The organism is Halovulum marinum, from assembly GCF_009697225.1.
GTDB lineage: Bacteria > Pseudomonadota > Alphaproteobacteria > Rhodobacterales > Rhodobacteraceae > Halovulum > Halovulum marinum.
Genome location: NZ_WIND01000025.1, coordinates 13,396 through 39,885, shown reverse-complemented (window position 1 = coordinate 39,885; position 26,490 = coordinate 13,396). Strand labels below are relative to the sequence as shown.

22 protein-coding genes are annotated in these 26,490 nt (G+C 64.4%); 6 read left to right on the top strand and 16 right to left on the bottom strand.

The features are described from left to right. From GE300_RS19610 to GE300_RS19595, 4 genes are all read right to left on the bottom strand, one after another. Positions 1 to 1,179, bottom strand: a 1,179-nt coding sequence (locus GE300_RS19610) for a DUF3141 domain-containing protein (RefSeq protein WP_233417215.1), incomplete at its 3' end; no start/stop codon positions are given. Further along, positions 1,172 to 1,507, bottom strand: a complete 336-nt coding sequence (locus GE300_RS19605; RefSeq protein WP_154449202.1) for a hypothetical protein — start codon at positions 1,505 to 1,507, stop codon at positions 1,172 to 1,174. The genes GE300_RS19610 and GE300_RS19605, both read right to left, overlap by 8 nt. Before the next feature lie 92 nt (positions 1,508 to 1,599). Next, a complete protein-coding gene (locus GE300_RS19600) occupies positions 1,600 to 2,226 on the bottom strand; it encodes an RNA polymerase sigma factor (RefSeq protein ID WP_154449201.1) in 627 nt (208 codons plus the stop codon). Positions 2,227 to 2,467: 241 nt separating this feature from the next. Then, positions 2,468 to 3,349 (bottom strand): DMT family transporter, encoded by an 882-nt coding sequence (locus GE300_RS19595; RefSeq protein WP_154449200.1) that lies wholly within the window; start codon positions 3,347 to 3,349, stop codon positions 2,468 to 2,470. Between the two features lie 250 nt (positions 3,350 to 3,599). Between GE300_RS19595 and GE300_RS19590 the strand changes: the two genes are divergently transcribed. From GE300_RS19590 to GE300_RS19580, 3 genes are all read left to right on the top strand, one after another. After that, a complete protein-coding gene (locus GE300_RS19590; protein ID WP_154449199.1) occupies positions 3,600 to 4,268 on the top strand; it encodes an RNA polymerase sigma factor in 669 nt (222 codons plus the stop codon). A gap of 226 nt (positions 4,269 to 4,494) precedes the next feature. Continuing rightward, positions 4,495 to 5,850: a cyclopropane-fatty-acyl-phospholipid synthase family protein gene (locus tag GE300_RS19585; RefSeq protein WP_325063333.1), complete on the top strand. Its 1,356-nt coding sequence runs from the start codon at positions 4,495 to 4,497 to the stop codon at positions 5,848 to 5,850. Further along, positions 5,847 to 6,899: a type II glyceraldehyde-3-phosphate dehydrogenase gene (locus GE300_RS19580; protein WP_154449198.1), complete on the top strand. Its 1,053-nt coding sequence runs from the start codon at positions 5,847 to 5,849 to the stop codon at positions 6,897 to 6,899. Before GE300_RS19585 ends, GE300_RS19580 begins: the two co-directional genes overlap by 4 nt. 263 nt (positions 6,900 to 7,162) lie before the next feature. Here the strand turns inward: GE300_RS19580 and GE300_RS19575 are convergent, their stop codons facing one another. From GE300_RS19575 to GE300_RS19565, 3 genes are all read right to left on the bottom strand, one after another. Then, entirely contained in the window at positions 7,163 to 7,540 is a 378-nt protein-coding gene (locus tag GE300_RS19575) for an NADH-quinone oxidoreductase subunit B family protein (protein ID WP_154449197.1), read from the bottom strand. 14 nt (positions 7,541 to 7,554) lie between these two features. After that, positions 7,555 to 8,238 (bottom strand): FAD/NAD(P)-binding protein, encoded by a 684-nt coding sequence (locus GE300_RS19570; RefSeq protein ID WP_233417214.1) that lies wholly within the window; start codon positions 8,236 to 8,238, stop codon positions 7,555 to 7,557. Between the two features lie 155 nt (positions 8,239 to 8,393). Next, on the bottom strand, positions 8,394 to 8,741 hold the full coding sequence (locus GE300_RS19565) for a cyclic nucleotide-binding domain-containing protein (RefSeq protein WP_325063334.1): 348 nt from the start codon (positions 8,739 to 8,741) through the stop codon (positions 8,394 to 8,396). Here GE300_RS19565 and GE300_RS23770 point away from each other — a divergent pair. After that, positions 8,631 to 8,921, top strand: a complete 291-nt coding sequence (locus GE300_RS23770) for a hypothetical protein (protein ID WP_325063332.1) — start codon at positions 8,631 to 8,633, stop codon at positions 8,919 to 8,921. The genes GE300_RS19565 and GE300_RS23770 overlap by 111 nt on opposite strands. Here the strand turns inward: GE300_RS23770 and GE300_RS19560 are convergent. The 3 genes from GE300_RS19560 to GE300_RS19550 all read right to left on the bottom strand — a co-directional run bounded on the left by GE300_RS19560 (position 8,869) and on the right by GE300_RS19550 (position 11,572). Next, positions 8,869 to 9,363 carry a 4Fe-4S dicluster domain-containing protein gene (locus tag GE300_RS19560; protein WP_325063331.1) on the bottom strand — a complete coding sequence of 165 codons (495 nt, stop codon included), beginning with the start codon at positions 9,361 to 9,363 and terminating at the stop codon, positions 8,869 to 8,871. The two genes, GE300_RS23770 and GE300_RS19560, sit on opposite strands and share 53 nt — an antisense overlap. Before the next feature lie 131 nt (positions 9,364 to 9,494). Then, positions 9,495 to 11,135, bottom strand: a complete 1,641-nt coding sequence (locus GE300_RS19555) for an NAD(P)-binding protein (protein ID WP_154449194.1) — start codon at positions 11,133 to 11,135, stop codon at positions 9,495 to 9,497. Beyond that, the gene (locus GE300_RS19550) at positions 11,132 to 11,572 is read right to left on the bottom strand and encodes a hypothetical protein (protein ID WP_233417213.1); all 441 of its coding nucleotides are present in this window, start codon (positions 11,570 to 11,572) and stop codon (positions 11,132 to 11,134) included. The genes GE300_RS19555 and GE300_RS19550 overlap by 4 nt, the downstream gene beginning before the upstream one ends. Between GE300_RS19550 and GE300_RS23295 the strand changes: the two genes are divergently transcribed. After that, entirely contained in the window at positions 11,562 to 11,786 is a 225-nt protein-coding gene (locus tag GE300_RS23295; RefSeq protein WP_233417212.1) for a hypothetical protein, read from the top strand. The genes GE300_RS19550 and GE300_RS23295 overlap by 11 nt on opposite strands. 17 nt (positions 11,787 to 11,803) lie before the next feature. On the opposite strand, the gene GE300_RS19545 is transcribed toward GE300_RS23295, so the two are convergent. The 4 genes from GE300_RS19545 to GE300_RS19530 all read right to left on the bottom strand — a co-directional run bounded on the left by GE300_RS19545 (position 11,804) and on the right by GE300_RS19530 (position 23,617). After that, complete coding sequence (locus GE300_RS19545; RefSeq protein WP_267905478.1) at positions 11,804 to 12,364, bottom strand: 2-oxoacid:acceptor oxidoreductase family protein; 561 nt, start codon at positions 12,362 to 12,364, stop codon at positions 11,804 to 11,806. A gap of 211 nt (positions 12,365 to 12,575) precedes the next feature. Beyond that, a complete protein-coding gene (locus GE300_RS19540; RefSeq protein WP_154449193.1) occupies positions 12,576 to 21,020 on the bottom strand; it encodes a GH36-type glycosyl hydrolase domain-containing protein in 8,445 nt (2,814 codons plus the stop codon). After that, entirely contained in the window at positions 21,017 to 22,048 is a 1,032-nt protein-coding gene (locus GE300_RS19535) for a universal stress protein (RefSeq protein WP_154449192.1), read from the bottom strand. Before GE300_RS19535 ends, GE300_RS19540 begins: the two co-directional genes overlap by 4 nt. 762 nt (positions 22,049 to 22,810) lie before the next feature. Next, the gene (locus GE300_RS19530; RefSeq protein ID WP_233417210.1) at positions 22,811 to 23,617 is read right to left on the bottom strand and encodes a PRC-barrel domain-containing protein; all 807 of its coding nucleotides are present in this window, start codon (positions 23,615 to 23,617) and stop codon (positions 22,811 to 22,813) included. A 271-nt stretch (positions 23,618 to 23,888) separates the two neighbouring features. Here GE300_RS19530 and GE300_RS23625 point away from each other — a divergent pair, with 271 nt between their 5' ends. Beyond that, complete coding sequence (locus GE300_RS23625) at positions 23,889 to 24,011, top strand: hypothetical protein (RefSeq protein WP_267905477.1); 123 nt, start codon at positions 23,889 to 23,891, stop codon at positions 24,009 to 24,011. Positions 24,012 to 24,063: 52 nt separating this feature from the next. On the opposite strand, the gene GE300_RS19525 is transcribed toward GE300_RS23625, so the two are convergent. Then, positions 24,064 to 24,978, bottom strand: coding sequence for a F0F1 ATP synthase subunit gamma (locus GE300_RS19525; protein WP_154449190.1), 915 nt, complete (start codon positions 24,976 to 24,978; stop codon positions 24,064 to 24,066). Then, positions 24,962 to 26,479, bottom strand: a complete 1,518-nt coding sequence (locus tag GE300_RS19520) for a F0F1 ATP synthase subunit alpha (RefSeq protein WP_325063330.1) — start codon at positions 26,477 to 26,479, stop codon at positions 24,962 to 24,964. The genes GE300_RS19525 and GE300_RS19520 overlap by 17 nt, the downstream gene beginning before the upstream one ends. Positions 26,480 to 26,490: the final 11 nt, after the last annotated feature.

The following is a 26,490-nucleotide window of genomic DNA, read 5'->3' as shown; positions in this document are numbered from 1 at the left end:
CGCGACGGACCCCGAGACGAAGATGCCCAGATGTCCGACATGATCATGGGTCATGTAGACGATGCGCTGCCCGGCTGCCTTGAGCGCATCGGTGTCGGGATAAAGCTTTGCGATCCACCCCATTGCCTGTTCGGGCGGCGTGATGTTGTCGCCCTTCGAGGCGAATACGATGATCGGATTGGCGATCCGCCTGAGGTCGATGGTGCAATGTTTGTCCAGTTGCATCTCGCCCTGTTCCAGCCGGTTGCCGATGAACAGGTTTTGCGTGATGCCGAGGATTTCCTCGCGGCTGAGCGTATAGTAGCCATTCCACCAGCGTTCGAATTCCAGGAACCTCCCACGCTCGGTGTCGGCATGGGCAAAGAGATTGGCATATTTGTCCCAGATCGCCTTTTCGGGCTGCAGGCTCTCGAAGTTCTGTGCCAGCCATGCGCCATCGAACCGACCATCGCCCAGATCGGATACCATATGCGCGGCCCATGACCCGCCCGTCAGCGCGCCCATCATCCGCATCGGGCTGCTTGCCGCTTCGCCCGACCAATAGCTGAGTGGCGAGCCGTTCAGCACAATCGGCCCGGTCAGACCGTCGCAATCCGCCGCCAGCAGCGTGGCCGCCCAACCGGCCTGACAATTGCCGTAGAGCACGGGCGCCGTATCCGGGTGACGGCGCGCAACCTCGGAGACGAAATTGCGCAGTGCATAGTGCACGTCGGCCAGGGTCTGACCGGGCACGGGCTCTGGAAAGAAGATCACGAAATAGACCGGATGGCCCTCGTGCATCGCCATCCCGACCTCGCTGTCACGCTTGAACCCGCCGATGCCCGGCCCGTGCCCGGCGCGCGGATCGATGACGATCACCGGCGGCTTTGCCGCATCGACGCAATCGTCCCAGCAATCGTCTCCGACCCGCGTGATCCTGAGCAGCGCGTAGTTGGCGGGTCGTTCGAACGTGCGCGCATCGAGCAGAAGCTCGTAGTCGAAATCCAGAAGCGGCGGCATCCCCTGCTGCTCATGCGCGATCATGTTGTCGGCGCGTTCGCGCAGCGTATCGAGGAACAGCACCCAGCGTTCGAAGGCGTCCTGGGCATAGGCAACGTGAACGCCTGTCCTCGCGTGATCGGAGGCAGCTGTGGGGGGTTGCTCCCGCGCCATGGTCGCAAGCCGCAAGCTCTTATTCATCATCGGTTTCCTTCTGATTGGCAGTCTCTATGGAGGATCGTCCAGCGAGCATCACAAGCACGAGATCCTGCGCCAGATCCTTGCGCAGACCGGTCAGCAGATAGGACGCATCGCCGGGCTCGATGCCCAATGCGCGCGCCGCGAGTGGCGGAGGCTGGTTCATCATTTCGACCCGGTTGAACAACGCTCGCGCCATCGGGGCGTTCGCGTGCCCGCAGGTCTCGGCACAGGCACAGGTCATCCGCGAGAACAAGATGCGAAGATCATCGTCGTCGGATGATGGGTGACGGGTTCCCCCTGATTTCCGATCCATCGTCTTGCGTGGCATGGTTGGACGACTCCTGTGGTTGAGCCTTCGGGCTTGGTCACAGAAGAAGACGCCGGAAGATGGAAATCATTACGGATCCGACCGCGCGGCAATCACGATACCTGCCCCGCTTCCTCGCAATCGGTCCCGTGCTTGTCGCTCTCGCAGCCCATGGGCGGACAGGAACAGTCGTCAGGATCTTCCAGGCAGCATCCGCCGCAATGGTCCAGAATTGCTTCGCACAGGCCAGTGCGCGCCCGATGCAACCGGACACCCAGCGCATTGCGGCTCAGTTCCAGATCAGTCGCCACGTTTTCGCGGTCCTCTTCGCCGAAATCGATGCGCCGGATCAGCTCCGCATCGGCCGGGCGCAGTTCGGTGAGCAGATCGCGCGAGCAGGTGCAAGGCCGCGCCATCTGCGCCGGCGCATCGGCCACCCATTCTTCGGGCTCGCGCGCCACGGCAACCGCCAGTCGGCTGCGCCGGGTCCCCTTGCGGTAGTGATCGTTCAGGGTGGATCGCAGGATCGTGTAGAGCCAGGCATTCATCCGTTCGGCGTCGCGGAGCTGATCCTTGCGCGTCAGCACCCGGATGCAGAATTCCTGCAGCACATCCTCTGCATCCGCGCGGTTGCCGAGTCGTTTGACCAGGAACCCCATGAACGCACCGCGCCCGTCCAACAGCGCGCGTTCCGGCGAAGTGTCGCGCACCTCCGGCTTGCGACTGTCTTGCGCTGCCATGACGTCCCTGCCTTTCCGCGTATCTTGCGTTTTCAAGCAACAATGGTCTGATTGTTGCATCTTGCAGTTTCAACGCGGGCCAGCGTTGACATGGATCAAATGCGTTGTAGCCCGTCGCGCCGCTCCAGAAGGCATGAGTTTCCTGTCCGCCTGCGACAAGGTGGCTTTCGACGATGATGGCGATGGCCAGGATGTCGCACTGCATCCTGCTGGCTTAAAGTTCCCCTTCGGCGCGGTACGGTTACCCTTGTGGTCTGCCCTTGAGATTGACGAACACGATCCCCAGAATAACCAGCGCGATACCGGATAACTGAATGCCGGACAGACGTTCCCCGAAGAACGACGCGCCAATCGTAAGACCGAAGATCGGGACCAGAAAGCTGAACACGATCGCCCGGTTCAGCTCGACCTCTTCCAATACCGAGAACCAAACCCAGTACACGAGCGCCGAGCCGAAAAGGGCCAGCCCCAGCAAGGATAGCGTGAACACGGAATTCCACTGAACGGCGGTCAGATCTTCCAGCGCGAAGGCTGCGATGGCGAGCGGCACGCTGCCGATGAGCAACTGCAATCCCATTCCGAAAAGCCCGTCCACCTTGTCCGCGATGGACTTGATCGCCACGTTACTGATGGTCACGCCAACCGCGGCCAGAACGATATAGGCGAACCCGATGGCCGAGCCTTCCTGCCCCCCGGCGAGCAGTTGCGGCAGGGCGATCACGAGGATCCCCGCAAAGCCGACCGAAAGGCCGATCCAGCCGATCCTCGGCAACCGTTCGCCAAGCCAAGCGACCCCCAGTATCGCCGCAAGCAGGGGCTGCGTGTTGGCGATGACGGTAGCGAGGCCCGGAGACACGAACTCGGCCGCATGAAACATGCCCAGAAACCCCAGACTGGTCGCCCCAAGACCGACGACAGCCAGAGTCACCCATATGCGCGCGCCGCGCGGAAACGGTCTGCGCAGGATCATGGCCAAACCCACCAAAGCCGCTCCGGCCAGAACTGCGCGCATTGTCGCAAAGGTCAGATGCGGCGCGTATTGCAGCCCCGCAGTGATCAGCGGAAAGCATGCCGCCCACAGGAACATGGCCAGAACGATCTTGATTATGACGGTTGGCGACATCGAAATTCCTTTTGGATCGGAAGGGCAGGAATTGCAGAAATCTTCCGATGTGCCAACTCAGGGGCGAATTAAGATGACGTTGCGCCAGCCGAATTCTTACGCCGGAAAGGTCAGAGGGCGCTGGCCGTGGCTCCGATCCTTCGAAACTCGGCGCAAGCCATGACAGAACCGCAAACAATCGGAGCAAGCGAAACACCCCGACGTCGTAACGTTTCCGGTGCTTCGGCGTCTTACTCTGCAGAGGTGCATTATGAATGAGGACCGCAAACACCGCTTTTCCACAGCAGATCAGCCCGACATAGCCGCCAAGGATACGGACATCGCTGTCCGTCGCGCGCTGGTGGAAGGTCGTCAGCAGATACTGAATTTCCTGCGTCGGCGGCTGGGTGATGAAGGAGCCGCCGAGGATGTCCTGCAAACCTTCATGCTGCGGGCCATCGACCGCTCCGAGCAACTACGCGATGTGCGCGCCGTTCGCGGCTGGCTCAGTCAGATCCTGGCGTCGTCAATCGCGGACCACGGTCGGAAGGTTTCGCGAAAGCGTCAGAGGGAGGTGGTCATGGCCCCAGCCGATCTGGACGGCGTCCACGACGGTTTTGACGAAGAACTCGACGCGGCGATATGCAATTGCCTATACAAGCTGTTGCCGACCCTCAAGCCGGAATACGCCGAAGTGATCTGGCGCGTCGATCTTCAGGAGCAGCCGCGCGAGGCTGTCGCCAAAGACCTCGGCATTACCTTGAACAACCTCACGGTTCGCCTTCACCGGGGTCGGCATGCGTTGAAGACGCGATTGGTACAGATGTGCCTGACCTGCCCGGTACATGGCTTTCTCGATTGCGATTGCGACGCGGCGGAAAAGGTCCGCGCGCATTTTCAGGCGCTGAAGGACGACGCCGGAGCTAAAACGACGGACTGAGCCGAGATGCGCTGGCCTTCTCTCACCGCGTGTCCGCAATTCACGGATCGCAGTCTGTTATCCATCAGCGAGGACACGCCGATCCGTCTTCCAAGTGTTTCGCCTGCACATGCCTGTCCAGCGCCGGGCGCCGGGTCGGCAGCCGTCGCTCTGTAATGAACCTTGTCGTCTTCCGTCTGTTTTACCTGAAAGCGGCCGTTGACGCCGCCTTCGGACGAAAAGTGAGATGGAGCAAGCGATCATGTCCAATAGCGAAACCTCTCATGGCGAACGCTTTGAACGTTGCGGCGACCGAATTCGGCCTGGACGTCTTGCACCGGGACGGGCGGCCATGTGGTTGCTCGCCAAATTGCTTCGCCGCCTCGTTCAAAACGGACGCCTCACCATCTACGATCCCTGCGGCGAGACGTGGCATTTCGGCCCCGGCGGCGAACCCGCCGTTTCTGTCCGTTTGACCGACAAGGGGCTGCCTGCGCGACTGCTTGCGAACCCCAGCCTCGCGCTTGGCGAGGCCTATATGGACGGGACGCTGCGCATCGAGGCGGGCAGCCTGCGCGGGCTGCTCTCGATTTGCACGTCCGACATGGATACCATCTACGCATTGCCCGGCATGCGGTTGATCCGCATGCTGGACGCGTTCATGGCACGCAGGCTACATCACAATCCGATCAGCCGGTCCCATGCGAACGTGGCACATCATTATGACATCTCGACCGAACTCTACGACCTTTTTCTCGATGCGGACCGGCAATACTCTTGCGCCTACTTCCCGACTGGCGTCGAAACACTGGACGAGGCCCAGGCGCTCAAGAAAAAGCACATCGCAGCAAAGCTTCTGCTGCGGCCCGGAATGCAGGTTCTCGACATCGGATCGGGCTGGGGCGGGCTGGCGATGGAGCTTGCGCAGCAGCACGCGGCCCGCGTCACCGGCCTGAGCCTGTCGACCGAACAGATCGCCGCCGCCCGGGACCGCGCAGCGCGATCCGGCTTGTCGGATCGGGTCGCCTTCGAACGGCGCGACTACCGTGAAGAGCGGGGCAGGTATGACCGCGTTGTGTCTGTCGGCATGTTCGAGCATGTAGGTCGCAGCGGCTTCGATGCGTTTTTCGCCACCCTGCAACGGGTTCTTACGTCCGATGGGATCGCTCTCGTGCATGCGATCGGCACGATGGCGCCCGAAGGCGGCAGCGATCCATGGATCCGCAAATACATCTTCCCCGGCGGCTATCTGCCCACGCTGTCCGAAACCATCGCGGCGGCAGAGCGGTCGGGAATGTGGGTCACGGATGTCGAGGTTCTGCGCCTGCATTACGCCGAGACCCTGCGGCACTGGTCCGAGCGCTTTGCCGCCGAGCGCGAGACCGCGCGAACGCTATATGATGAACGGTTCTGCCGGATGTGGGAGTTCTATCTGGCCGTCTGCGAAATGGCGTTCCGGAATGGACGGCTGATGGTCTTCCAGATCCAGCTTGCCAAGCGCCGCGACAGCGTTCCGCTGACCCGCGATTATATCGGTGAGACCGAGGCAGGTCAGATCGACGAAAACATATCGTCCGTTACAAGCACGAGGAGAGCATCATGACAGACGAAAAACGTATCCGAGTCGCCGTGAACGGCTACGGCGTGATCGGCAAACGCGTGACGGACGCGGTCGCCGCCCAGAATGACATGGAACTGGCCGGCGTGGCCGATGTCACCGCCGATTGGCGGGCACGGATGGCGATCTCGAAGGGCTTCGCGCTCTACGCGGCCGATCCGGATCGCGCCCCGGCCATGCGCGCGGCCGGTCTCGACGTGACCGGAGGGCTCGACGATCTGCTCGCCTCTGCCGACATCGTTGTGGACTGCACACCGAAAAAGGTCGCCGCGCGCAACGTCGATACCTACCGCGAAACGGGTATCCGGTTCATCGTTAATGGCGGCGAGAAGCACGAGGTGACAGGCCATTCCTTTGTCGCCGAAGCGAATTATGCCAGCGCCATCGGGCGCGACAGCACCCGCGTCGTCTCCTGCAACACGACCTCGATCGTGCGCACGCTGGGGGCGCTCAAGCGGGCCAAGCTGCTCGGCTCGGCGCGCGGAACGCTGCTGCGCCGCGCCACCGACCCGTGGGAAAGCCATCTGGGCGGCATCATGAACACGCTTGTCCCCGAACGCGAGATTCCCAGCCATCAGGGCCCGGATGCACAAAGCGTCGACCCCGATCTCGACGTGATCACGATGGCCGTCAAGGTGCCGCAGACGCTTGCCCATCTGCACTACTGGTCGGTCAGGATGCCGCGCAGGGCCTCAAGGGACGAGGTGCTGGAGGCGTTCCGCGCCTCCTCGCGCATTGCGTTGATCCGGATGTCGGACGGGCTGGGCGCGCTTAACGCGGTCAAGGAGATGATGGCCGATTTCGGACGCCCCAACGACAGCCTCTACGAGGTGGCCCTGTGGGAGGACATGCTCAAGGTCGAGGGCGACGAGCTGTTCTATGCCTACATGGTCGACAACCAGGCCATCGTGATCCCCGAAACCATCGACGCAATCCGCGCCCTGACCGAAGCCGAGCGCGACGGTTCGGCGTCGATTGCGCGCACGAACGCAGCACTTGGGGTCGGTTCTTTCGCAGACGCGCTGTACAAGTAGTGACCCGCCGCCTGTTCCGGTTGTCTGTCACTGACGGCCTGCCCTTCGCACTGATGACCGTCGGCGGACGCAGCTTCTCAGGCGAATTTGACACCGCGGCGATACCAGGAAAGCTGGAAACGGAACCCATCGCCGTCCGGCATCCCGATGCGATGAAACACGGCCTTCAGGATATGTTCACGCAAACACGGAGCGCCGCTCCCTCTGTCACATGCCGGGCCGGGCCTTTGGCAGGTACTGTCAAAGATCTTTCGCACTTTTAGTCACGCGACGACGGCTCCTTGGGTTTGATCCGCGAATAGCGGGGTCATGTTCATGTACTTGCGGGTGGACCACTGCGTCCCGGCGAAATTGCGCAGCGCCTGGATGCCACCCGCCGTCGCGCAGGCCCCGATGGTGATTAGCGTTTGCGACTGGTCGCGGATCGAGCGTATCCGTTCGGCATCATGCGCCGTGGTGATCGACCCCTCGACCAGCGAGATGTCGTAGGGGCCATCCTTTATCGAACTGGTGGCCTCGAGGAACCGAGCGATGTCCAGCACCTCGGCGATCGCCAGCAACTCGTCCTCGCAATCCAGAAGCGTCAGCTGGCAGCCGTCGCAGGAGGCGAATTTCCAGACGGCGAGCTTCGGGCGTGTCATGACTCAGACCTCTTTCATCGACAGACGCCGCGCGAAGTGTCGTGGCGAAACACAGGTCCGTCGCGGCAGACGAAATCCGGGCCGAACTGGCAGTGGCCGCAAAAGCCGATGGTGCATTTCATGTTGCGCTCCATTGAAACCCACACCCGGTCGGGCGCGACACCGGCGGCGGCCAGGCTCATCACCGAAAACCGCATCATGATCTCCGGCCCGCACAGGAAGGCCGAGACCCCGGCACTATCGATCCCTGCAAGCGCGCGATCGAGACTGGTGGTGACGACGCCGACCCGCCCGGTCCATGACGGTCTGGCATGATCGACGGTCACTTCCACCTCGGTGTCGAAGCGCGACTTCCAGGCCTTGATCTCGCCGGCGTAGAGCAATTCGCCCGGCGACCGCGCGCCGTAGACCAGCGTCATGCCGACATATTGATCGCGGTGTTCGAGAACGTGGTAGATCGCGGGGCGCAGCGGCGCCAGCCCCAGCCCGCCGGCAACGAAGACGATGCGCCGCCCGGTCTGCCCCGCAACCGGCCAGGCCGAACCGAATGGCCCGCGGACCCCCAGCATGTCGCCCTCGCGCAGGGCCGTCAGCGCCGCCGAGACCGCGCCGACGGACCGCGTGGTGTGGGTCAGCCGGTCGGGTTCGGCCGGGTTGCCGGAAATCGAGATCGCGATCTCGCCGACCCCCGAAAGCATAGAGCATGTTGAACTGGCCGGGCCGGAATGCGACCGCCGCGCCATCGACCGGGGTCAGGTCCATCGAAGTTACGCCGGCGATCTCGGGCCAGGCGCGCCTGACGCGGTAGCGACGCGGCATCATCGGGTCCGGGTCCTGCAACGATGGCACTGCGCTACCCCTCCTTTGGGCCGTACATGTCGAGAAGCTGCAGGCGCAGCACCTGCACGCGGGCCGCCATATGCGGCAGCAGATGCTGGAACATGCGATACCCCAGGACCGGGTTTGCGTCGCATTTGGCGCGCATGCAGGTGGCGCCCAGGCTGACCGCCCTGACGTCCGAGACCGCGCGGGCATCCGACATGTGCCGGTATGGCGGCACCATCCAGGCCCAGCCCAGCACGTCGCCCGCGTGCAACGTCTCGACGATGATTGGCGACCTTTCCGAGGTGGCAATCTCGACCGCGACATCGCCCTGCCGCAGAAGAAAGACCTTTCCCGCGGGGTCGCCTTCGGCGAAGATCCTGTCGTCGGCGCGAAAGTGCTCGTTGCGCGCGCATCCCGCGAGCAGTTCCAGGGTCTCGTCGTCAAACGCCCTGAAGACCGGGTGCTGCGAAAGTATCTCCTTGATATCATCTATGCGGATGTGGTCAGCCCCCGCTCTGTTGCGGACCGGCCGCGAAAGCGGCCGCTTCCGCCGTGATGTCGATGCCGACCGGGCACCAGGCGATGCAGCGCCCGCAGCCGACGCAACCCGAACTGCCGAACTGGTCGTGCCAGGTCGACAGCTTGTGGGTCAGCCATTGCCGGTAGCGCGATTTTGTCGAGCGCCGCACCGAGCCGCCGTGAACATAGCTGAAATCGGCGGTAAAGCAGCTGTCCCAGGTACGCCAGCGTTCGGTGTGATCGCCGGTCAGGTCGTTGACATCCTCGACGTCCGAGCAGAAACAGGTCGGGCAGGCAAGCGTGCAGTTCGCGCAGCTAAGACACCTGTCGGCAACCACGTCCCAATGCGGATGGTCCGGATTTTCACGCAGCAAGTCGGGAATGTTGTCGACCATGCGCCGGGTCTGGCTTTCGGCAGCGGCCTTGGTGGCCGCTTCGGCGGCCTGCAAATGGCGCTCTTCCGGTGCCCGCAATTCCACGAGATCCAGGATCGCGGCGCCGCGGGCGCTGCCGCACGCCAGCCATCGTCGCGCAGCGCCGTGACCAGAGCGCCGGGATTCTCGATGACGAAACGCGACCCGACTTCCGGGATATGGGACCGCGATGCCATTTAAGCGATTTCCGGGATCATCTTGATCGCCCCGCAGGGGCATTCGGTGGCGCAGATGCCGCAGCCCTTGCAGTATTCCAGATCAATGCTGAAACGGTTCCCCGGCCCCAGCTTGATCACCGCGTTGTCGGGGCAGATGCCATAGCAGTTGTCGCATTCGAAACAGTTGCCGCAAGACAGGCAGCGGCGTGCCTCGAACAGCGCGTTGTCCTCGGTCAGGCCCTGCTCGACCTCCTCGAAACCCGACTGCCGCCGCACCAGGGAAAGCTGTTCCTGAACGCGTTTCGGCGCATCATCATAGTACCAGGTGTTGAGCAGATCGAAGCCTGCGATCTCGGCCTTCGGCGCTTTCTCGTAGTGGCCGCCGCGTAGCCAGGCGTCGATGTTGCGCGCCGCCTTCTTGCCATGACCGATGGCGACCGTCACCGTGCGCTCGGACGGCACCATGTCGCCGCCCGCGAACAGCCCGGCGCGGCCGGTCATCATCTGGCCGTCGACCTCGACCACGCCGTCGCGGGCGATCTTCACGCCCGGCACCGCCTTCAGAAACGCCGTGTCCACATCCTGACCCAGGGCCAGCACCAGGGTATCGGCCTCCAGCGTCTCGAATTCGCCGGTCGGCTGCGGCCGCCCGTCGGCGTCGATGCTCATCTTCTCTACCGTGAAGCTGCTCTCGTCGATCTGCCTGATGGTGCGCAGCCAGTGGATCAGCACGCCTTCTTCCTCGGCTTCGCGAGCCTCGAAATCATGCGCCGGCATTTCCTTGCGCGACCGGCGATAGACGATCTTCGCCTCGTCCACGCCCAGCCGCTTGGCGGTGCGCGCGACATCCATCGCGGTATTGCCGCCGCCATAGACGATCACCCGCCGGCCGAGTTGCGGCGGCGCCGCCCCCAGTTCCACGTCGCGCAGCAGCGACACCGCATCGAGGATGCGCCCCGCCGCGTGGGCCGGAATCTCGGTCCGCTTGGCCAGATGGGCGCCGACTGCGACGAACACCGCGTCAAAGCCATCGGCATCGAAGGCCGCGTCGATATCCCCGACCCTGGTGTTCAGTTCCAGCGTGACGCCCATGCCGATGATCCGGTCGATCTCGGCATCGAGCACGTCGCGCGGCAGGCGGTATTTCGGAATGCCGAAGCGCATCATGCCACCGGCCATCGGGCCGGCCTCGCGGATCGTGACCGCATGGCCAAGGCGGGTCAGGTGATAGGCGGCGGACAACCCGCTCGGCCCGGCCCCGATCACCAGAACCCGTCTGCCGCTTGGCTCGGCGTCCACCTCGGGAGTCAGCCCTTCCCTGATGGCGTAGTCGCCCAGAAACCGCTCGACCGCGTGGATGCTGACGGCCTCGTCCAGCTGCGCCCGGTTGCAGGCGGTTTCGCAAGCGTGATAGCAGACCCGCCCCATCACCGCCGGCATCGGATTGTCGCGCATCAGGCTTTGCCATGCGGCGGCATAGTCGCCGCCTTCGGCATGATAGAGCCAGTTCTGGATATTCTCGCCCGCCGGGCAGGCGTTGTTGCAGGGCGGCAACCGGTCGACATAGACCGGCCGCGACGAACGCCACGATCCGGTGTGGTTTTGCAGGCTCGATCCGGGGTCGAGCGAGATCGCATAGGGGCGCGCCTTGTCGGTCATTGCCCGTCCTCCGCATCGACCAGCCCGTATCTGGCGATATTGGCATCGGCCATCCGCTGGATCGCCTCGATCCGCGGGCGATCCTCGGCGCCTTTCCTGAACAGATGCACAAAGCGCCGTTGCAGGCGCAGGTAGTCGTCGACCGGCACGCGGCGGCAGATCTTGCCGACCGAAACCACCTCGCCGTGTTCGGCCTCGAACAGCGGAAACAGCCCGCATTCCACCGCCAGCCGGGCGATCCGGATGGTGTTTTCCGAGGCCGAGCCCCAGCCCAGCGGGCAGGGCACGAAGATATGGATATAGCGCGCGCCGCCGATGCCCATGGCGCGCGTCACCTTGGCCTCGAGATCGTGCAGGTCCGACACGCTGGCGGTCGCGACATAGGGGATATCGTGGGCCATCGCGATGCGCGGCAGGTTCTTGCCGGTGCCGAACACGTTGCCGGGGGCCGCGCCCAGCGCCGGCGTCGTGGCCGTCCGCGCGGCCGGCGGCGTTGTCGTAGCAGATGTAAAGCACGTCGTCGTTGCGCTCGAACATGCCCGAAAGACACCCGAACCCGATATCCGTGGTGCCGCCGTCGCCGCCCTGGGCCACCACGCGCACATCCGTCTTGCCGAGCATCCGCAGCCCCGCTTCGGCGATGCCTTGTGAGCCCTCTATCTGCTTCATCATGATAAGCACCCTTCCGCGCGCAGAACGGTATCGTGGGCTTCCTGTGCCGCGGCCGCATTGGCCGCGCCGACCGGGCCCGCAAATCGTTCGCGGATCGCCGCCAGCACGGATCCAATTTCCAGCCTCCGGGTCAGGGCGGCAAAGCCGCCGAGCAATGCCGCGTTCGGCACCGGGCGTCCGATATGGCGCCGCGCGATGTCGGTCGCATCAATGCTGCGCGCGTGGCCCGGCGGAAACCGATCGGTGAATTCGGCGACCCCGAGTTCGGTGAAGCTGCGGGTCGAATTGATCAGCAGGAAGCCATCTGGTCCAAGACCGGCAAAAACGTCGACTGAATGCAGCAGTGTAGAGTCCTGAATAATCAGGGCATCGGGCTCTACAATCGGTTCGCGAAGCCTGATTTCGGCGTCGGCAATTCGGCAGTAGGACGCAACCGGCGCCCCCATGCGTTCCGAGCCGAAACTTGGAAACGCCTGCGCGTGTCGGCCCTCATGAAAGGCAGCCACCGACAGCAATTCCGCCGCAGTCACGACACCCTGCCCTCCGCGTCCGTGCAAACGAATCTAGAACACCGGCTGCCCTCCTGTCTGCAAATCATCCTTAAAAATTTCTCCGCAGTTTTCATTGATATGCATCAAGCCCCGCTGCGGTACTCAAGACCTGTTTCGGCATGGACTCGCCGCGACAGTTGCGGGCAGCGCATGACCCCGCGTCTTCGATCCGCCGGACTGTCCCGCAGCGGTGATCCGGGCACATTCCGAGCCGCGGCTATTCGCCCAGGTCCACCACGACCTGCAACGTCTTCCCGGCACCTGGGAACCGAACCGTTCCATCCGCGGATTTCTCCCCATTGACAGTGATCGAAACCGCGCCGCTGCCGCGATGTCCGGGATCGCGGATCGTGATCGAGAGCGCACCGTGCGGGCTTTCCAGATGGACCTCGGCGCCACCCCATGCCTTCGGGAGGCAGGGGTTCAGCCCTACGGCAGCGCCTCGCAGATCGACGCCCAGGATGCCGGTGACCGCAAGCTGCCAGGTCCAGCCCGCGGCGCCGGTGTACCACGACCAGCCGCCCTGACGGTGATGCTGGCCCGTGGCCGAGACGTCTCCGGCCAGGACATAGGGCTCGCGTTTGTAGAGGTCGGCTTCCTCTGCGGTGGTGCTGCGCCGGATCGGGTTGATGATATCGAACACCTCCCACGCCCGGCCGCCGTCGCCGACCGCCGCGAAAGCGTGGCCCAGCCAGGCGGCGGCATGGGTATACTGGCCGCCGTTTTCGCGAATCCCCGGAGGATAGGCGCGGATGTAGCCCGGGTCGCGCTCGGTCGCGTGAAACGGCGGATCAAGCAGCCGGATCAGCCTGTCGTCGGCATCGAGAAGATGCGTATGGGCGGCCTCCAGGGATTTGACCGCACGGTCACCGGTCGGCACACCCGAAAGAATACTCCAGGCCTGGGCGATCAGGTCGATCCGGCATTCGTCGTTGGTGTGCGATCCCCACGGCAGCCCCGCGTCATCGAATGCGCGGAGATACCACGCGCCGTCCCAGCCATGTTTGTCCACCGCCTCGGCGAGCGCCTCGGCATGCGCCTGCCAGCGCTCGGCGCGGTCGGCGAGTTGAGCGCCCGCGACAAGCGGCGCGAACAGCCGCACCGTCGCGATCTGGAACCAGGCCAGCCAGACGCTTTCTCCCTTGCCGCCCGCACCGACGCGGTCCATGCCGTCATTCCAGTCGCCGGTGCCGATCAGCGGCAGGCCGTGCGGCCCGGTCGCCATCATCCGGTCCAGCGCCCGCGCGCAATGTTCGATCAGCGGCGCGGTTTCGCCGATATCGTACCGGGCATAGCGGTCGTCTTCGTCGTCGCGCAGATCGGGCGCGGCGAGGAACGGAACCTCGTCGGCCAGGATCGTCCGGTCGCCGGTGGCGCGGGCGTATCGGGCAGTGACATAAACCAGCCACAAGTAATCGTCCGAGCATCGCGTTTTCACGCCGCGGCCTTCGGGCGGGTGCCACCAATGCAGGACGTCGCCGGCCTCGAACTGGTGGCGGGCGGCGTTAAGAATATGCGCCCGAACCCGCGCCGGATCGCTGTGCAGCAGCGCCAGCATGTCCTGGAGTTGATCGCGGAAACCAAAGGCGCCGCCCGCCTGGTAGAATCCGGCACGAGCCAGCACCCGGCACGACAGGTTCTGGTAGGGCAGCCAGTGGTTGACCATCAGATCCAGCGCCGGATCGGGTGTGCGGACCCTGACCGCCGCCGACCGCGTCCGCCACGCCGCCTGCACATCGCTGAGTGCGGCGTCGAAGGCCCCGGCCTTCCGCCAGGCCCGGATCAGATCGGTGGCGGCTGCCGTATCTTCGGCCTCTCCCAGCACGAAGACGACCTCTGATGTGCCCTGCGGAGCGATTTCCAGATGCACCTGATAGGCCGCACAGGCGTCGCCTCCGGGCACAAACCGGCCACCCAGGTCCCAGCGTGCCAGCGCGTCGGGCGCGGATAGATCGCCCTCCGGCCCCAGAAAATCCCGACGCGACCCGCTGACGCTGTGCGGCTCCGAAGACGCGGTCAGGAATGCCACCCGTCCGGCGAATTCGGGGTTCCACGGGTTGCGCGCGAGGATCGCCCTGGCTTGCGGATCGTAGCTGCAGACGACGTGCGGCTTTGCGACGCTCGCCAACGCACCCAGCAACCATTCGGCATAGTAGGTCGCGGTGATGCGCCGGGCCTGATCCGAGACGTTTCCAAGCCGGAGGCGCACCAGCTTCACTGGCGCGTCCGGCGGAACCAGGACCGTGCACTCCTGCTCCAGTTCCTGGCTGTTCCGGGTCCATCGCGTATAGCCGAACCCGTGCCGGACCTGGCAGGTGGTATCGTGGCCCAGGGGCGCGGGCGTCGGGGTCCAGACTTCGGCCGAGGCCTCGTCGCGCAGATAAAGCACCTCGTTCGCTTCATCGGCGACCGGATCGTTGGACCAGGGCGTCAGCCGGTGTTCGCCGCTGTTGACCGCCCAGCTGAAGCCCAGCCCGGCCTCGCTGACGATTGTCCCGAAGCCGTCATTGGCAAGCACATTGCACCAGGGCGCAGGGGTGCGCATACCGGGGGTCAGGTGGATGACATATTCGCCGGTCTCCGCGTCGAACCCGCCATAGCCATTGTCGAAAGCCAGCCCGCCGGGGCGCGGCAGGTCTTGCGCCTGTTCGAAAGTGACGGGGAACGCCGGTTCGAACCGGGGCGGCGGACGCCTCGTCTCCAGCACGCGGTCCAGCCGCTCGGTCAGCATGAGGGGATCGTCGCCCAGAACGACATGGGCCGCAGTCTCCAGCCCGCGGCGGGCGGCAACGCTCATCTGATCCGAGGAGAGAAGGTGAATGCCGCCATCACGGCCGAGCAGTCCCTCGGAATGGGTGTCGCGCAGCACCGAAAGAATACGCTCGCGCAACGGCCCGTCGTAACTGGACGCCCCCTGGCGCAACACCACAAGGTCCATCATCAGTCCGCGTCGGTGCCACAGGGTCCTAGCCCGGACCAGAACGTCCAGGTTTCCCGGCGGCCGTTCGTCGTCGGTCAGGAACAGCAACAATGGATGATCGCCGGATATGCCGAACCGCCACAGGTCGAGCTGCCCATTCCAGTCATCGGGAATGCCCTCACGAACAAACCGTAGCACCGGATTGGGCTGCAGCAGCACAGACGAGAGCACCTGGAGCGCCGGCAGACGCCCGGGGTCCACGCCCGCATTCTGCACCTCGCGTGCGGTTTCAAGCGCTGCCTCGCGAAACACCCGGTCGAGCGTGCCCGGTGTGAACTGGCTGGCCGTCTCGAGCACTTCGCCGCGCGAGGTGCCGGCAATTGTCACCAGCGCGACCTGGACCTTCTGCATCGGCTTCAGGCGCAACCGGAGCTGCAGCGATGCAACCGGATCCAGCGTCCAGCCTTCGGTGCCGCCGAGACCCCGGCCAAGCGCATCCGGTGACTTCAGATTGCCGTTGCGCCCGATGAACCGGCCACGGTCGGTCTCGAAGCCGGCGACATTCACTCCTTCTTCAGTGAGGAACTTTTGCAGAAGCACCGGCGCCACGGCTTCCGGTCGTCGCGGGCGCCGCTGAAAAAGCAATGCCTTGTGATCGTTCAGAAAACTGCTGTGGACAAAGAGCTTGCTGAACGCCGGATGCCGTTCATCGTCAAGCGGCGGCGCCAGCACGATCTCGGCATAACTTGTCACTTCGATGTTGCGGGGCCGGTTGCTGTCGTTGATCAGCGTGAAGCGGCGGACCTCGGCATCGGCGAACGGGGCCACCGTCAGTTCCATCCGGGCGGTGATGTCGTGATCGCGCCGGAACGTCTCGATCATGTGCTGATGAAACAGCATCCGGGCGTCCTGGCCCGGTATTCCGGTCGGGAAGCGCCCGGCGGACCACAGCGCGCCGCTGTCCGTATCGCGGAAATACACTGCCGATCCATAATCATTCTGCGTCGGGTCGGATCGCCAACGGGTAAGCTCGTGGCCCTGCCATGATAGCCCGCCGCCGCCGGTCGCCGAAACCAGGACAGATAACCGGCCGTTGCCCAGAAGGTGCATCTGCGGCGACGACGCGTCCGGCGAGGGCACCCAGGGCGGCGGGACTGTCGGCGCATGGGTGTCGACATGACGCTCCCAGGCCTCGTCGGCGCGGCCAGTGTCGATCGGACCGTCCCAGGGAACCTGTTCGTCCAGCAACAGGTCGATCGCCTTCAGCGACTTCTCGCGGGCGACGCGCCGGACCAGGACATCGCCCGAAAGCGCGTTGACGATGGCGGCAATGGTCATCCCCTGATGGTGCGCCATATGGGTCTGCACCGGAACATGGGCGCGCGCGCCCGAGATGCGCGAGGGGGTGAAATCCAGCGCCTCGATGAACCCGTAGCAGGTGACCGCGCCCAATTGCTCCAGCCGGCGAAGATTTTCCACGGCTGATCCAGGCTGAACGCACAGCGCCAGCGCCGTCGCATAGGGAGCCACCACCAGATCGCGGGTCAGCCCGCGCCGGATGCCAAGGCCCGGCACCCCGAAGGCGCGGTATTGATAATTGCCCTCGGAATCTGTCGCGGAGAAGGCCGACTCCGATATGCCCCAGGGCACGCCCCGCTCGGCCGCATAACGCTGCTGGTATTGCACAGCCGTCAGTTCGCTCTCGCCCAGCAGGGTATCGCGGCGGCTTGGCAGGAATATCGGCGGCATCAGGTATTCGAACATCGACCCGTTCCACGACAGGATCGACGGTTTGCCGTTCAGGCGGGTGATCGGGCGGCTGAAGGAGAACCAATGCTCGACCGGAACATCCTGCTTTGCGATGGCAAAGATACTGGCCAGCCGCGCCTCGGTGGCCAGAAGGTCGTAATGGTTGGCATCCATCTGACCGGCCCCAAGGTTGTAGCCGATCGAGAACAGCCGGACCTCTGGGTTGTAGAGGAAACCGAATTCCATGCCGTAGGCAAAACCGTTGGCGCGCCCGGCCAGTTCGACAAGCGCGCGGCAGAGTGCGTCCTGTTGCTGCGCACCCTCGGCGATGGATTGTCGAAGCTCGGCCAGCCAGTCCGCGATTGCCGGATCGTGCGCCTCGCCAGCCAGCCTTCGGTCGATCTCGTCGCCGATCTGCGCGGCGTAGTTCAGCGTCGCGGCGGTCTCGGTTAGCGGTGACAACTGCCTTGCGACATCACGGACGAGCGCGGCCTCGGCTGCCGGTGCACGGTCGAGCAGCGCCAGCCACGGCAGATAACGGTCGCTGTCCCTGAGCAGGGCGATCAGGTTATGGCGGAACCGGCCCAGCCAAACCTGAATTTCGGTCAGCGTTTCGGGCGGAATGTCATCAGACTGCGCGATTGCCCGGCCGACGATCCGTTCGAACTCTGTCCAGTGCCGACCGGACAATTCGCCAATCGGATCGCGCCAGAACGCGGGCGAAGTCCGGGCCTGCCGGATGCACTTGCGGATATCGCCTTCGATCTTCGTCAAAGCATCGGCATCCAGCGCCGAAAGGCCGCGGGCCGCATTCATCGACAGGTCGAGCACCACCTCCAGACCGTCCAGGCAGGCGACAGGAACCGCAGGGCCGTCGGCGATTTCCAAGCACCCGTGCTTGAGGGCGATCAGCGCGACTGCCAGATTGCCGCTGTCCACCGTCGAGACGTATTGCGGCTCCAGCGGGTCCAGCGTGCGGGTGTCGTACCAGTTCAGCACATGCCCGCGGTAGCGTTTCATCTTGTCCAGGGACGTCACGGTGTTTTGGCAGCGGATCAGGAACTCGGAATTTGCAATGAACCCCAAATCCCGCGCCGCCAATGCCGCCGTCAGATACATCCCGACGTTCGTCGGCGAGGTCCGGTGCGCGATCTTGTCGGCCGGAAAATCCTGGAAATTGTCCGGCGGCAGCCAGTTGTCGTCCGGCCCCGCGAAGGTCTCGAAGAAATGCCAGGTCCGCCGCGCGATTCCGACAAGGAAATCGCGCTGCGCCTCGTCCAACGTGTCGCGCCGGAAGCGGCGCCGCCGTGCCGTCCAGATCGCGATCTCCGGCGCCGCCAGCCAAAGCGTCAGAACCGGTGTAGCAGCGAGCAGCGCGGACATGTCATATATGCCCAGGTGCGTGCCAAGAACGAAGGCCAGCGCCGAGGAGGGCCACATCAGGCTCCAGGCCGCCGGCCGGATCTTGTTTCCGGGAAGATCGGTCGAGGTATGGGCCGCCGATTTCCATCCCATCAGACCGCGTTTCGAAACCATCAGCCGCCATAGCGTCCGGAACACGGCATCCAAGGCGATCAGCGTGTCGCTGACCAGAAAGACGATCGAGAACAGCCAGCGTCCGCCGCTGCTTGAAAACCGGTGCACCGCCGCGGACAGGCGGCCTCGCCGGATGCCGCCTGTCGCCACATTGACGACCTCTCCGATCAGATAACTGCCGGGCGCCGCCAGCGCCAGAAGCGTCCACAGCGCCGGGCTGCCGGGAAGCACGGTCCAGCCGCCGATCAGGAACAGCAGCAGCGCCGGTGCGATCAGGCTTCGGCGCAGATTGTCGACGATCTTCCAGCGGTCGAGCGCGCTCAGGGGATTTGGCAGCCGCGTCCCGTCCGCCGACGGCACGGTCCTTCCCAGCCAGGGCACCAACTGCCAGTCGCCCCGCTGCCAGCGGTGACTGCGCATCGCGAACTCCAGGTAGGTGCCTGGAAAACCCTCGTACACAACGATGTTGCTGGCCAGAGCGGCACGGCTGTGGATGCCTTCGAACAGATCGTGGCTCAGAATGCTGTTCTCCGGCACCCGTCCCGCCAGGCTACGCTGAACCGCGGCGATGTCATAGATACCCTTGCCGACGAAAATTCCGGTGCCGAACAGATCCTGATAGACGTCCGATACGGCGCGTGAATAGATGTCGATCGCGGAATCGCCGGCATAGATGTGGGAAAACAGAGTGGCAGAGGCGGGACCGGGCTGCATTTCGACCCTTGGTTGCAAGATCGAAAATCCCGCGACCGGCCGTCCGCTTTCGGGGTCGAACTGCGCCCGATTCAGCGGATGCGCAAGGCAGCCGACCAGGCGAGCCGCAGCGCCCGGGGGCAATTCGGTGTCGGCGTCAAGTGTAATCGCAAACCGGACCTGACGCAGCCTTGCGACCGGGCCCTCGGTCAAGGCAAAGCTGCTGGATTCGCCGCCCGTCACCAGCCGGTTGAATTCCTCGAGCTTGCCGCGCTTTCGCTCCCACGCCATCCAGCAATTCTCGCGCGGGTTATACTTTCGGGTCCGGTGCAGCAGGAAAAACGGTCCGCCATCGGCATCCGGGTACCGCGTGTTCAGCCGTCGGATGCCATCGACCAGCTCTGTTTCGACCTGGCGGTCGGAGGGCAGATATTCGGACGCCGCGTCACCGAGATCGGACAGCAGCACGAACCGCAGCGCTGGATCGGGATTCGAAAGCCGCCGCATTTCCAGCTTTTCCAGGATCGGCCGCACTTCTTGCGGCTGCGCGACGATGACGGGAACCACCACCGCCGTGGCAAAATCCTCGGGGATAGAAGATGCGAAATCCAGTTCCGGCAGGGTCTGCGGCCGAACGGACAGGGTGATCAGCCAGTGCGCCAAAGACACGCTGAGGATCGTCGCCGGCAGCAGCGCCAGCGCCACCCCGGCGATCCACTGCGCCAGCATGGCGTCATTGGCGTAAAGATAGATGACCGGCAGCAGGAGCGCCACAACGACGCCCAGCCCGATGCCGGCCGCATAGAGCCCTCCGGAGCGACGCGCCAGTTGGCGGCGGATGACCTCGGAGCCCGTAGAGCGATAACCCAGCGAGGCCTCCAGGGCGGCAAGCCCGTTGTCGATCAGCCAGTATCCCACATGATCGCGACAGACTGTTCCGGCGGCACCCTGCGCCATATCAAGCGTCGCGCGCGCCACGTCCGGCTCTGACCGGTCGGATCTGAATGCAAGCCTTTCCACTGCTTTGCGGTAACGCTCACGCGTGTCGAAGGTCATCGTCGCGTAGACCTCGGCGGGATCATGATTCAGAATTGCGTCAATCGGGCTGGTCCGATCGACGAGATCGGGCCATTTGATGGCGTGAACAGCGGCCAGATTGCCGATCGCCGAAGCGATGCGAGCCGTCGGATCGCCGGCCTCGGCCGGATTGCCCGCGGCGGAAAACGGGCTGAGATCGAATGGCGGCGCAAGATCGGGGTCCAGTTGGGCGAATGCGTGCCCCAGTTTTTCAAGACAAGCCAGTCTGAGCATGGATGGAAGGGCCCAAAGCTCGCCGTGGTCCAGGCTGACGACCGCCTGGTATTCGTTGACGAAATCGACGAGCTTGCGGAATGAGATCGCCGGCTGGGTCTCGTCGAGAACGGTCGCCGCCACCGCGAAAGCGCGCGGCACGCGTCCGTCGAATTCGTCGTTCACGGCCCGGAGCCGCATGTAGAACCGGGGTGGCAGATCCTCCTTCAACCGGCGGATGGCGCGTGCAACCTGATAGTCGTTGTCCAGCAGCCAGTCAGCGGCGCGCCTGTGTCCGGGCGCTGGATCGCTGCAGTAGTCAAGGAGCCTTTCCAGCCAATCCGATAACGACGACATAGACCGGAATATCGGCAGCTGGTCCGGTGGATCGCCGGAAATCCGATGCGATGCAGCCGAGCGCCGTGCAGTGATCTTGCTTTCGCTTTCCGGCGCGGTCTCGGATGTGCAAGTCATTTCACCATGTCTGCCGGATGGCGAACGCCCTCGGACCTTGCGTTGCGGAATATGTGGTTGTCCTTGCGCTTGCCAGTCTGGCGCACCATCAGCACCGGAACTGCGGACCTGTCCAGAATGAAACCCGCAACATCTCCGACGGCGACATCGGCGTGCGCACTTTTACCGTGCGACGCCATGACCACGATATCGGCAATCTCCTCGGCGATAGCCTCGACAAGCATCCGTCTGGCGTCGCCACCAGTGACCAGCCGGGCCGATACCGGCACACCGGCATCCTTGAGGCTGTGCTTGGCGCGGTCCAGATAGCACTGGCCAACCCGCCGATTGTGCTGCGAAATCCGGTCCTTTAGTGCAACCGTTTCCGAATCAACGGGTCCGATTTCCGTCAGCACCGGTTCCGGGGTCACATGGCACAGCACCAGCTCCGAGCGGTGCGTGCGCGCCAGCCTGATAGCCTTTGGAATCGCGCTTTCAGCCAGCGAAGATCCATCGAGCGGCACGAAGACACGGTTGTATCCCTTGAACGTTTTCGCGGTCGATTCTGCGGGAACCATGAGTACTGCTCCGACACCCGAGGCCATCACCCCACGGGCAACCTTGCTTGTCCGCCAGCGTTCCTCACCTGAACCGCGCGACATCACGAGGATGTCGTGATGCCCCTTCTTGGCGCAGTTGCAGATTTGATCGGCCGGCTGACCCTCCAGAACCAGAACACCGATCTCGCAGTCCTCGGAACTGAATTCCTTGGCCAAGTAGGCCAGATGCGTCGAGACTTCGCGCCGCCGGATTTCCCAGTCGAGCGGATCAATTGCCTTGGCTCCGGTACCGTGTGTCTCGATCACGCTGACAAGAACCACGCCGACTCCGAAGGCCTCTGCGACCGCCTGCGCGTGGCCGATCATGGCACGGGGATCATGCCCGACATCGACGCAGACAATAACACCAGCGGCCTTGGTTCGCCTGGCGTCGTCGGGTCTGGATTTACCAGTATGCGGTGGGAACGCAGTAGCAGATCTTGTAGACATCAGGCCCTCCGATACAATACCTGCACGCTCTGGTAGCGCGCTCGGTTATTAACTGCTGGAGCCCTCGTTTGCCTGTTTCGCGTGAATAGGCAGACTATCATAGAGCCCAGCAAGACAACGGCTATCAGGCCATTGCCGGAGAAATCTGGATTGCTTGATACGTGACCGAGCAGGATCGCTGTCATTGCCAGGACCACGATCAACACGATCCACAGGCGCGACTTGCAGAATCCGGATGCCGGTGCCGGTGCGCCGTTTGACTGATCGTGGTCCGTCATCGATTATCCTCCCCGGATCGGTTCGTTCAGCAGCGCCCCGGAATTGGTACTGCTTTCTTGTCGACGAAGCCCGCACCGCATCCACCTGCCGAGCCAAGATCGAAACCTGTCAGACGAGATCGCTGTCATGGGCATTCCCGTCCGTGCGGCGCATCGTGGCGGCGCTGGACCGTTTCCTGCTTAAACAGACGCAGGCCATGGCGCTCCATTACAGGAAAATGTCGCTAGAAGTTCGGCGTTGGTGGAAGGGCGTCCGGTTCCTTCCCCGTTTAGCCGGCCGGCGCTGCACACTGCGCAAAGGGCCAGAGCCCGTGGCGGACAAGCCGCGACAATGACCCGAGGATTGCGGCCCCGCAGCTTGGAACAGATCGCGAGGCCCGGAAAACTTGGCGGTTCGGCAAAGTCCGGGCCACGCGGATGAGCGCCGTGAACATTTCCCCGCGACGGCTGCTGTCAGCGAAATCAGCAGACAGTGATCGGCCCATCATGGCTTGTCGATGACACCGGCCCAATACTGATCGAGGCTGTTACGCCAGTCCTGCCCATAGCTTGCCTCGAAATGCCGCCGCTGCACCTTGGGTGCCGCCGCGAAGGCTTCGGGTGACACGTCAAGCACATAGATCTCATGATCGTTGGTCGCGCGCAGGTCGGTCCAGCGCACCGCGACCAACTCCCTGCCCAGCCCAAGAAAACCCCCACTGGAGACCAGAACATAGGCAACTGACTGCCGTTGTGAATCGAGTACGACATCCTCGATTTCCCCCAGCGAGGCATCGTCGGTGGTGCGGAGATCCGCGCCTATGATCACATCCGCACGCATCAGCCGGCCCATCTCTGTCACCGGCTTGGCGTTCGCCAGATGGGCGCGCCGCCAGGCCGTCCGCATCTGCGGGTCGTCGGTTTCGATACCCACCAGGGCGTCATGCTCTTCATATATCTGTCGCATTGAGGAGAGTACGGTCTGACAAGCCTCCTCATTGCCCTGGGAGGCATAAACGTCGGCGGCGTCGCGCAGCGCTTGAAGCTGCTGTCGCGGCGTGACGATCAGGCCATAGCCCGTGCCGTAGGTCGAGTATCCTACGCCGTAGCCGCCACCCGGTGCCAGGATACCAAAGCCGGTCTGCTGCAGTTCGTCGTCAAACGCCCTGAGATCGCTTTGGCATTGCCGGGCCACCTGCCCCTCCGAAGCCGACGCGGCCGGAAGCGATTCCACGTCCGCGGCGCGGACGGCGAATGGCGCGCTCGCCACAAAAACGGTGATCGTCGAGGCGAGTAATCTTGATAGTTGCATGAGAACGTCCTTTCCCTGAACTTGATCCGACCGGTCATCGGTCGATCTCATGTCCCCTGCAGAGATCGGCATACTGGATGCTCCGCAGGATACCTTCACAGACGCGCGCAAAGCCGATCCATTACACCCAGGCGCCATACGAGGGACTTCCGGCGGCGCAACAGGCCGGGTGTTCCGTGCGGAGCCCCATGCCCCGGCCATTGCACCAACCTGCCGGGTCCGTTTCACAAATCGCAATTGCCGGCTCACATCCGGTTTCATCGAGCGGTCGATGAGCCGACCGGAAGATGAGCATCCGATTTTCTGCCAGAGCAAGCGCCAGGGGTTCGTGATTCCGAAGACCATCACCGCGATCCGGTTTCCGGGGCGATCCTTGTCCGGCATCCCGCAGTGATGGATCGCGGTATTCTGGATGTATTCGGGCTGGCGCGGTCTGGCTGCCCTTGTCAGCTATCGGGATCCGTCCTTTTTCGTGACTTGCCGGCGTAGCGGTCCCTGGCAGCCTCGAACCCGATGATGACATCCAGAAGCTCGGTCGTGATCTCGTCCTGACGCACGGCGCGGGATTCTGCGGTCAGGTTCTCCAGCCGTTCGTCTACCGATTGTTCCGCCTGCTGCATTCTGGCCAGCCGCGCGGCATTTTCCGTCACCAGGGCTTCGGCGGCGGCGCGGAACATGCTGGCGAACAGATAGCTGCGGATCAGCGCCGCCAGCATTCGGTCGGCGGGCAGCCGGAATTGCGGCAGGCTGCGCGACTCCCACGGTCGGCTTGCCAGCTCCGAGATTAGACCGGGGTCGAGCGGAAGCAGGCGTTGCGCGACGGGGCTCTGCTGGCCGCCCCCCGCGCGCTGCATGAAAACCAGCGTCACCGCGATCGTGCCCGAGCGCGCTGCGCGCCGTACGTCGTCGAGCCGCGCGATCAGACTGCCGGCAAGGCGCCCCAGCCCATCGGTCGTCACGGGCGGGAACAAGGCCGCCTCCGACGGGATACCGAGGTCGTGCAGCGCCCTCTCCATCCTTGCGCCGACGCAGATCACCCGCGCGGCCCGGTCCCCGGCGGTCTGCCGCGCGACTTCGGCGGCGACAAGCTCGTTGTAGTTGCCGCACAGCCCGTGGTCGGAACCGAAGGCGATGACGACGGACACCGCGCCATCGGCATCCACCGCGGGCAACGCGCCGTGGCGGTGAAGAAATGCCTGAAATCCGGCAAGCACCGTGTCGCGATAGGCTTCGATCGACCGCGCCGCCCGGTCATAGGGCAGCGCGTTGATCGCCGAGATCGTCTTCATCGTGCGCACGATGCCGCGAATGCTGCGCAGCGTCCCCGTGCGGTGTGCCAGAAGCTCAAGCGTTTGCGCCATCGTCCCCGCCCTTCTGGCCGCCCGCCGCCGGTCCGCCGGGACCGGCCGCGCGCCGCGCCGTCTCCACGATCCGGGCACGGTCCTCGTCCGACAGCGGCTCGTTTGCGGCGATCCGGGCCGCCAGGCCTTGATCGTCCGACCGCATCGCTTTGCGGATGGCGGCGCCGGCCGCGGCAACGGCGGCCGCGTCCATACCGTCCAGCACGCCCTCCATCGCGGCGATCAGAACCGCAAGCTGGGCCACCGCCGGCATCGGATCACGCTCCGGCTGGCGCAGGGCGGCGCGGACCGCCGCGCCCCGCGTCAGGCGCGCCCGTGTCGCCTGGTCCAGCCGCGTGCCGAAACGGGCGAATTCCTCCAACTCCTCGAACTGCGACAACGTCACCCGCAGATTGCCGGCAACCTCGCGGAACGCGCGGCTTTGCGCCTTGCCGCCGACCCGCGACACCGACACGCCCAGATCGACTGCCGGAAACTGGTTCTTGCGCACCACACGCGGCGACAGGTAGATTTGTCCGTCGGTAATCGAAATCAGGTTCGTCGGGATATAGGCCGACAGGTTCTCGGCCTGGGTCTCGACGATGGGCAATGCGGTGATCGACCCACCACCGGCGGAGCGAGCGAACTGGCCGGCGCGCTCCAGCAGTCGGGCGTGCACATAGAATATATCGCCCGGAAACGCCTCGCGTCCCGGCGGTCGGCGCAGAAGCAGCGAAACTTCGCGATAGGAATGCGCATGGTGGGTCAGATCGTCCATCACCACCAGCACGTCCCCGCCCCTCGCGGCGAACGCCTCGGCGACGGTCATGGCGGCGTAGGGCGCGATATAGGACAGGCCCGGCGCGTCCTCGTCGCCCGCCACGAGTACCACGGTCTGCCCGGTCATGCCGCCCGCGCCGAGTGCGCCGATCACCTTGGCAACCGCATCGCCGCGCTGGCCGATGGCACAATAGACGCAGATCACGCCGGTATCCTTCTGGTTCAGGATGGTGTCCACGGCGATCGAGGTCTTGCCGGTCTGGCGGTCGCCGACGATCAATTCGCGCTGACCCAATCCCACCGGCACGGCGGCGTCGATCACTTTCAGCCCCGAGGCGAGCGGACGCTCTACGGCGCTCCGGCTCAGTATGCCCGGCGCCTCGGCCTCGACCGGCCGAAGGATGACCGCGTCGACCGGCCCCTTGCCGTCGAGAGGCCGCCCGAGAGCATCGACCACGCGGCCCAGCAGGGCCGGCCCGACGGGGACGCTGACAACCCGGCCCGTGCGCGACACCTCCTCGCCGGGAACCACGACTTCGGACGGGCCGAGCAGGACAACGCCGAGCCTGCCGGGTTCCACGTCGAACACGATGCCGCGGATGCCCGAGGCGAATTCGAGAAGTTCGTCGGCGAGAGCGCGGGCCAACCCGGTGACGATGGCGATGCCGGCACCGACCTCGGCCACCCGGCCGATCTCGCTGACCTTGGGGGCCGGTGGCGGGCTGTCCAGCAGCGCCTGCACCAGGTCCAGTG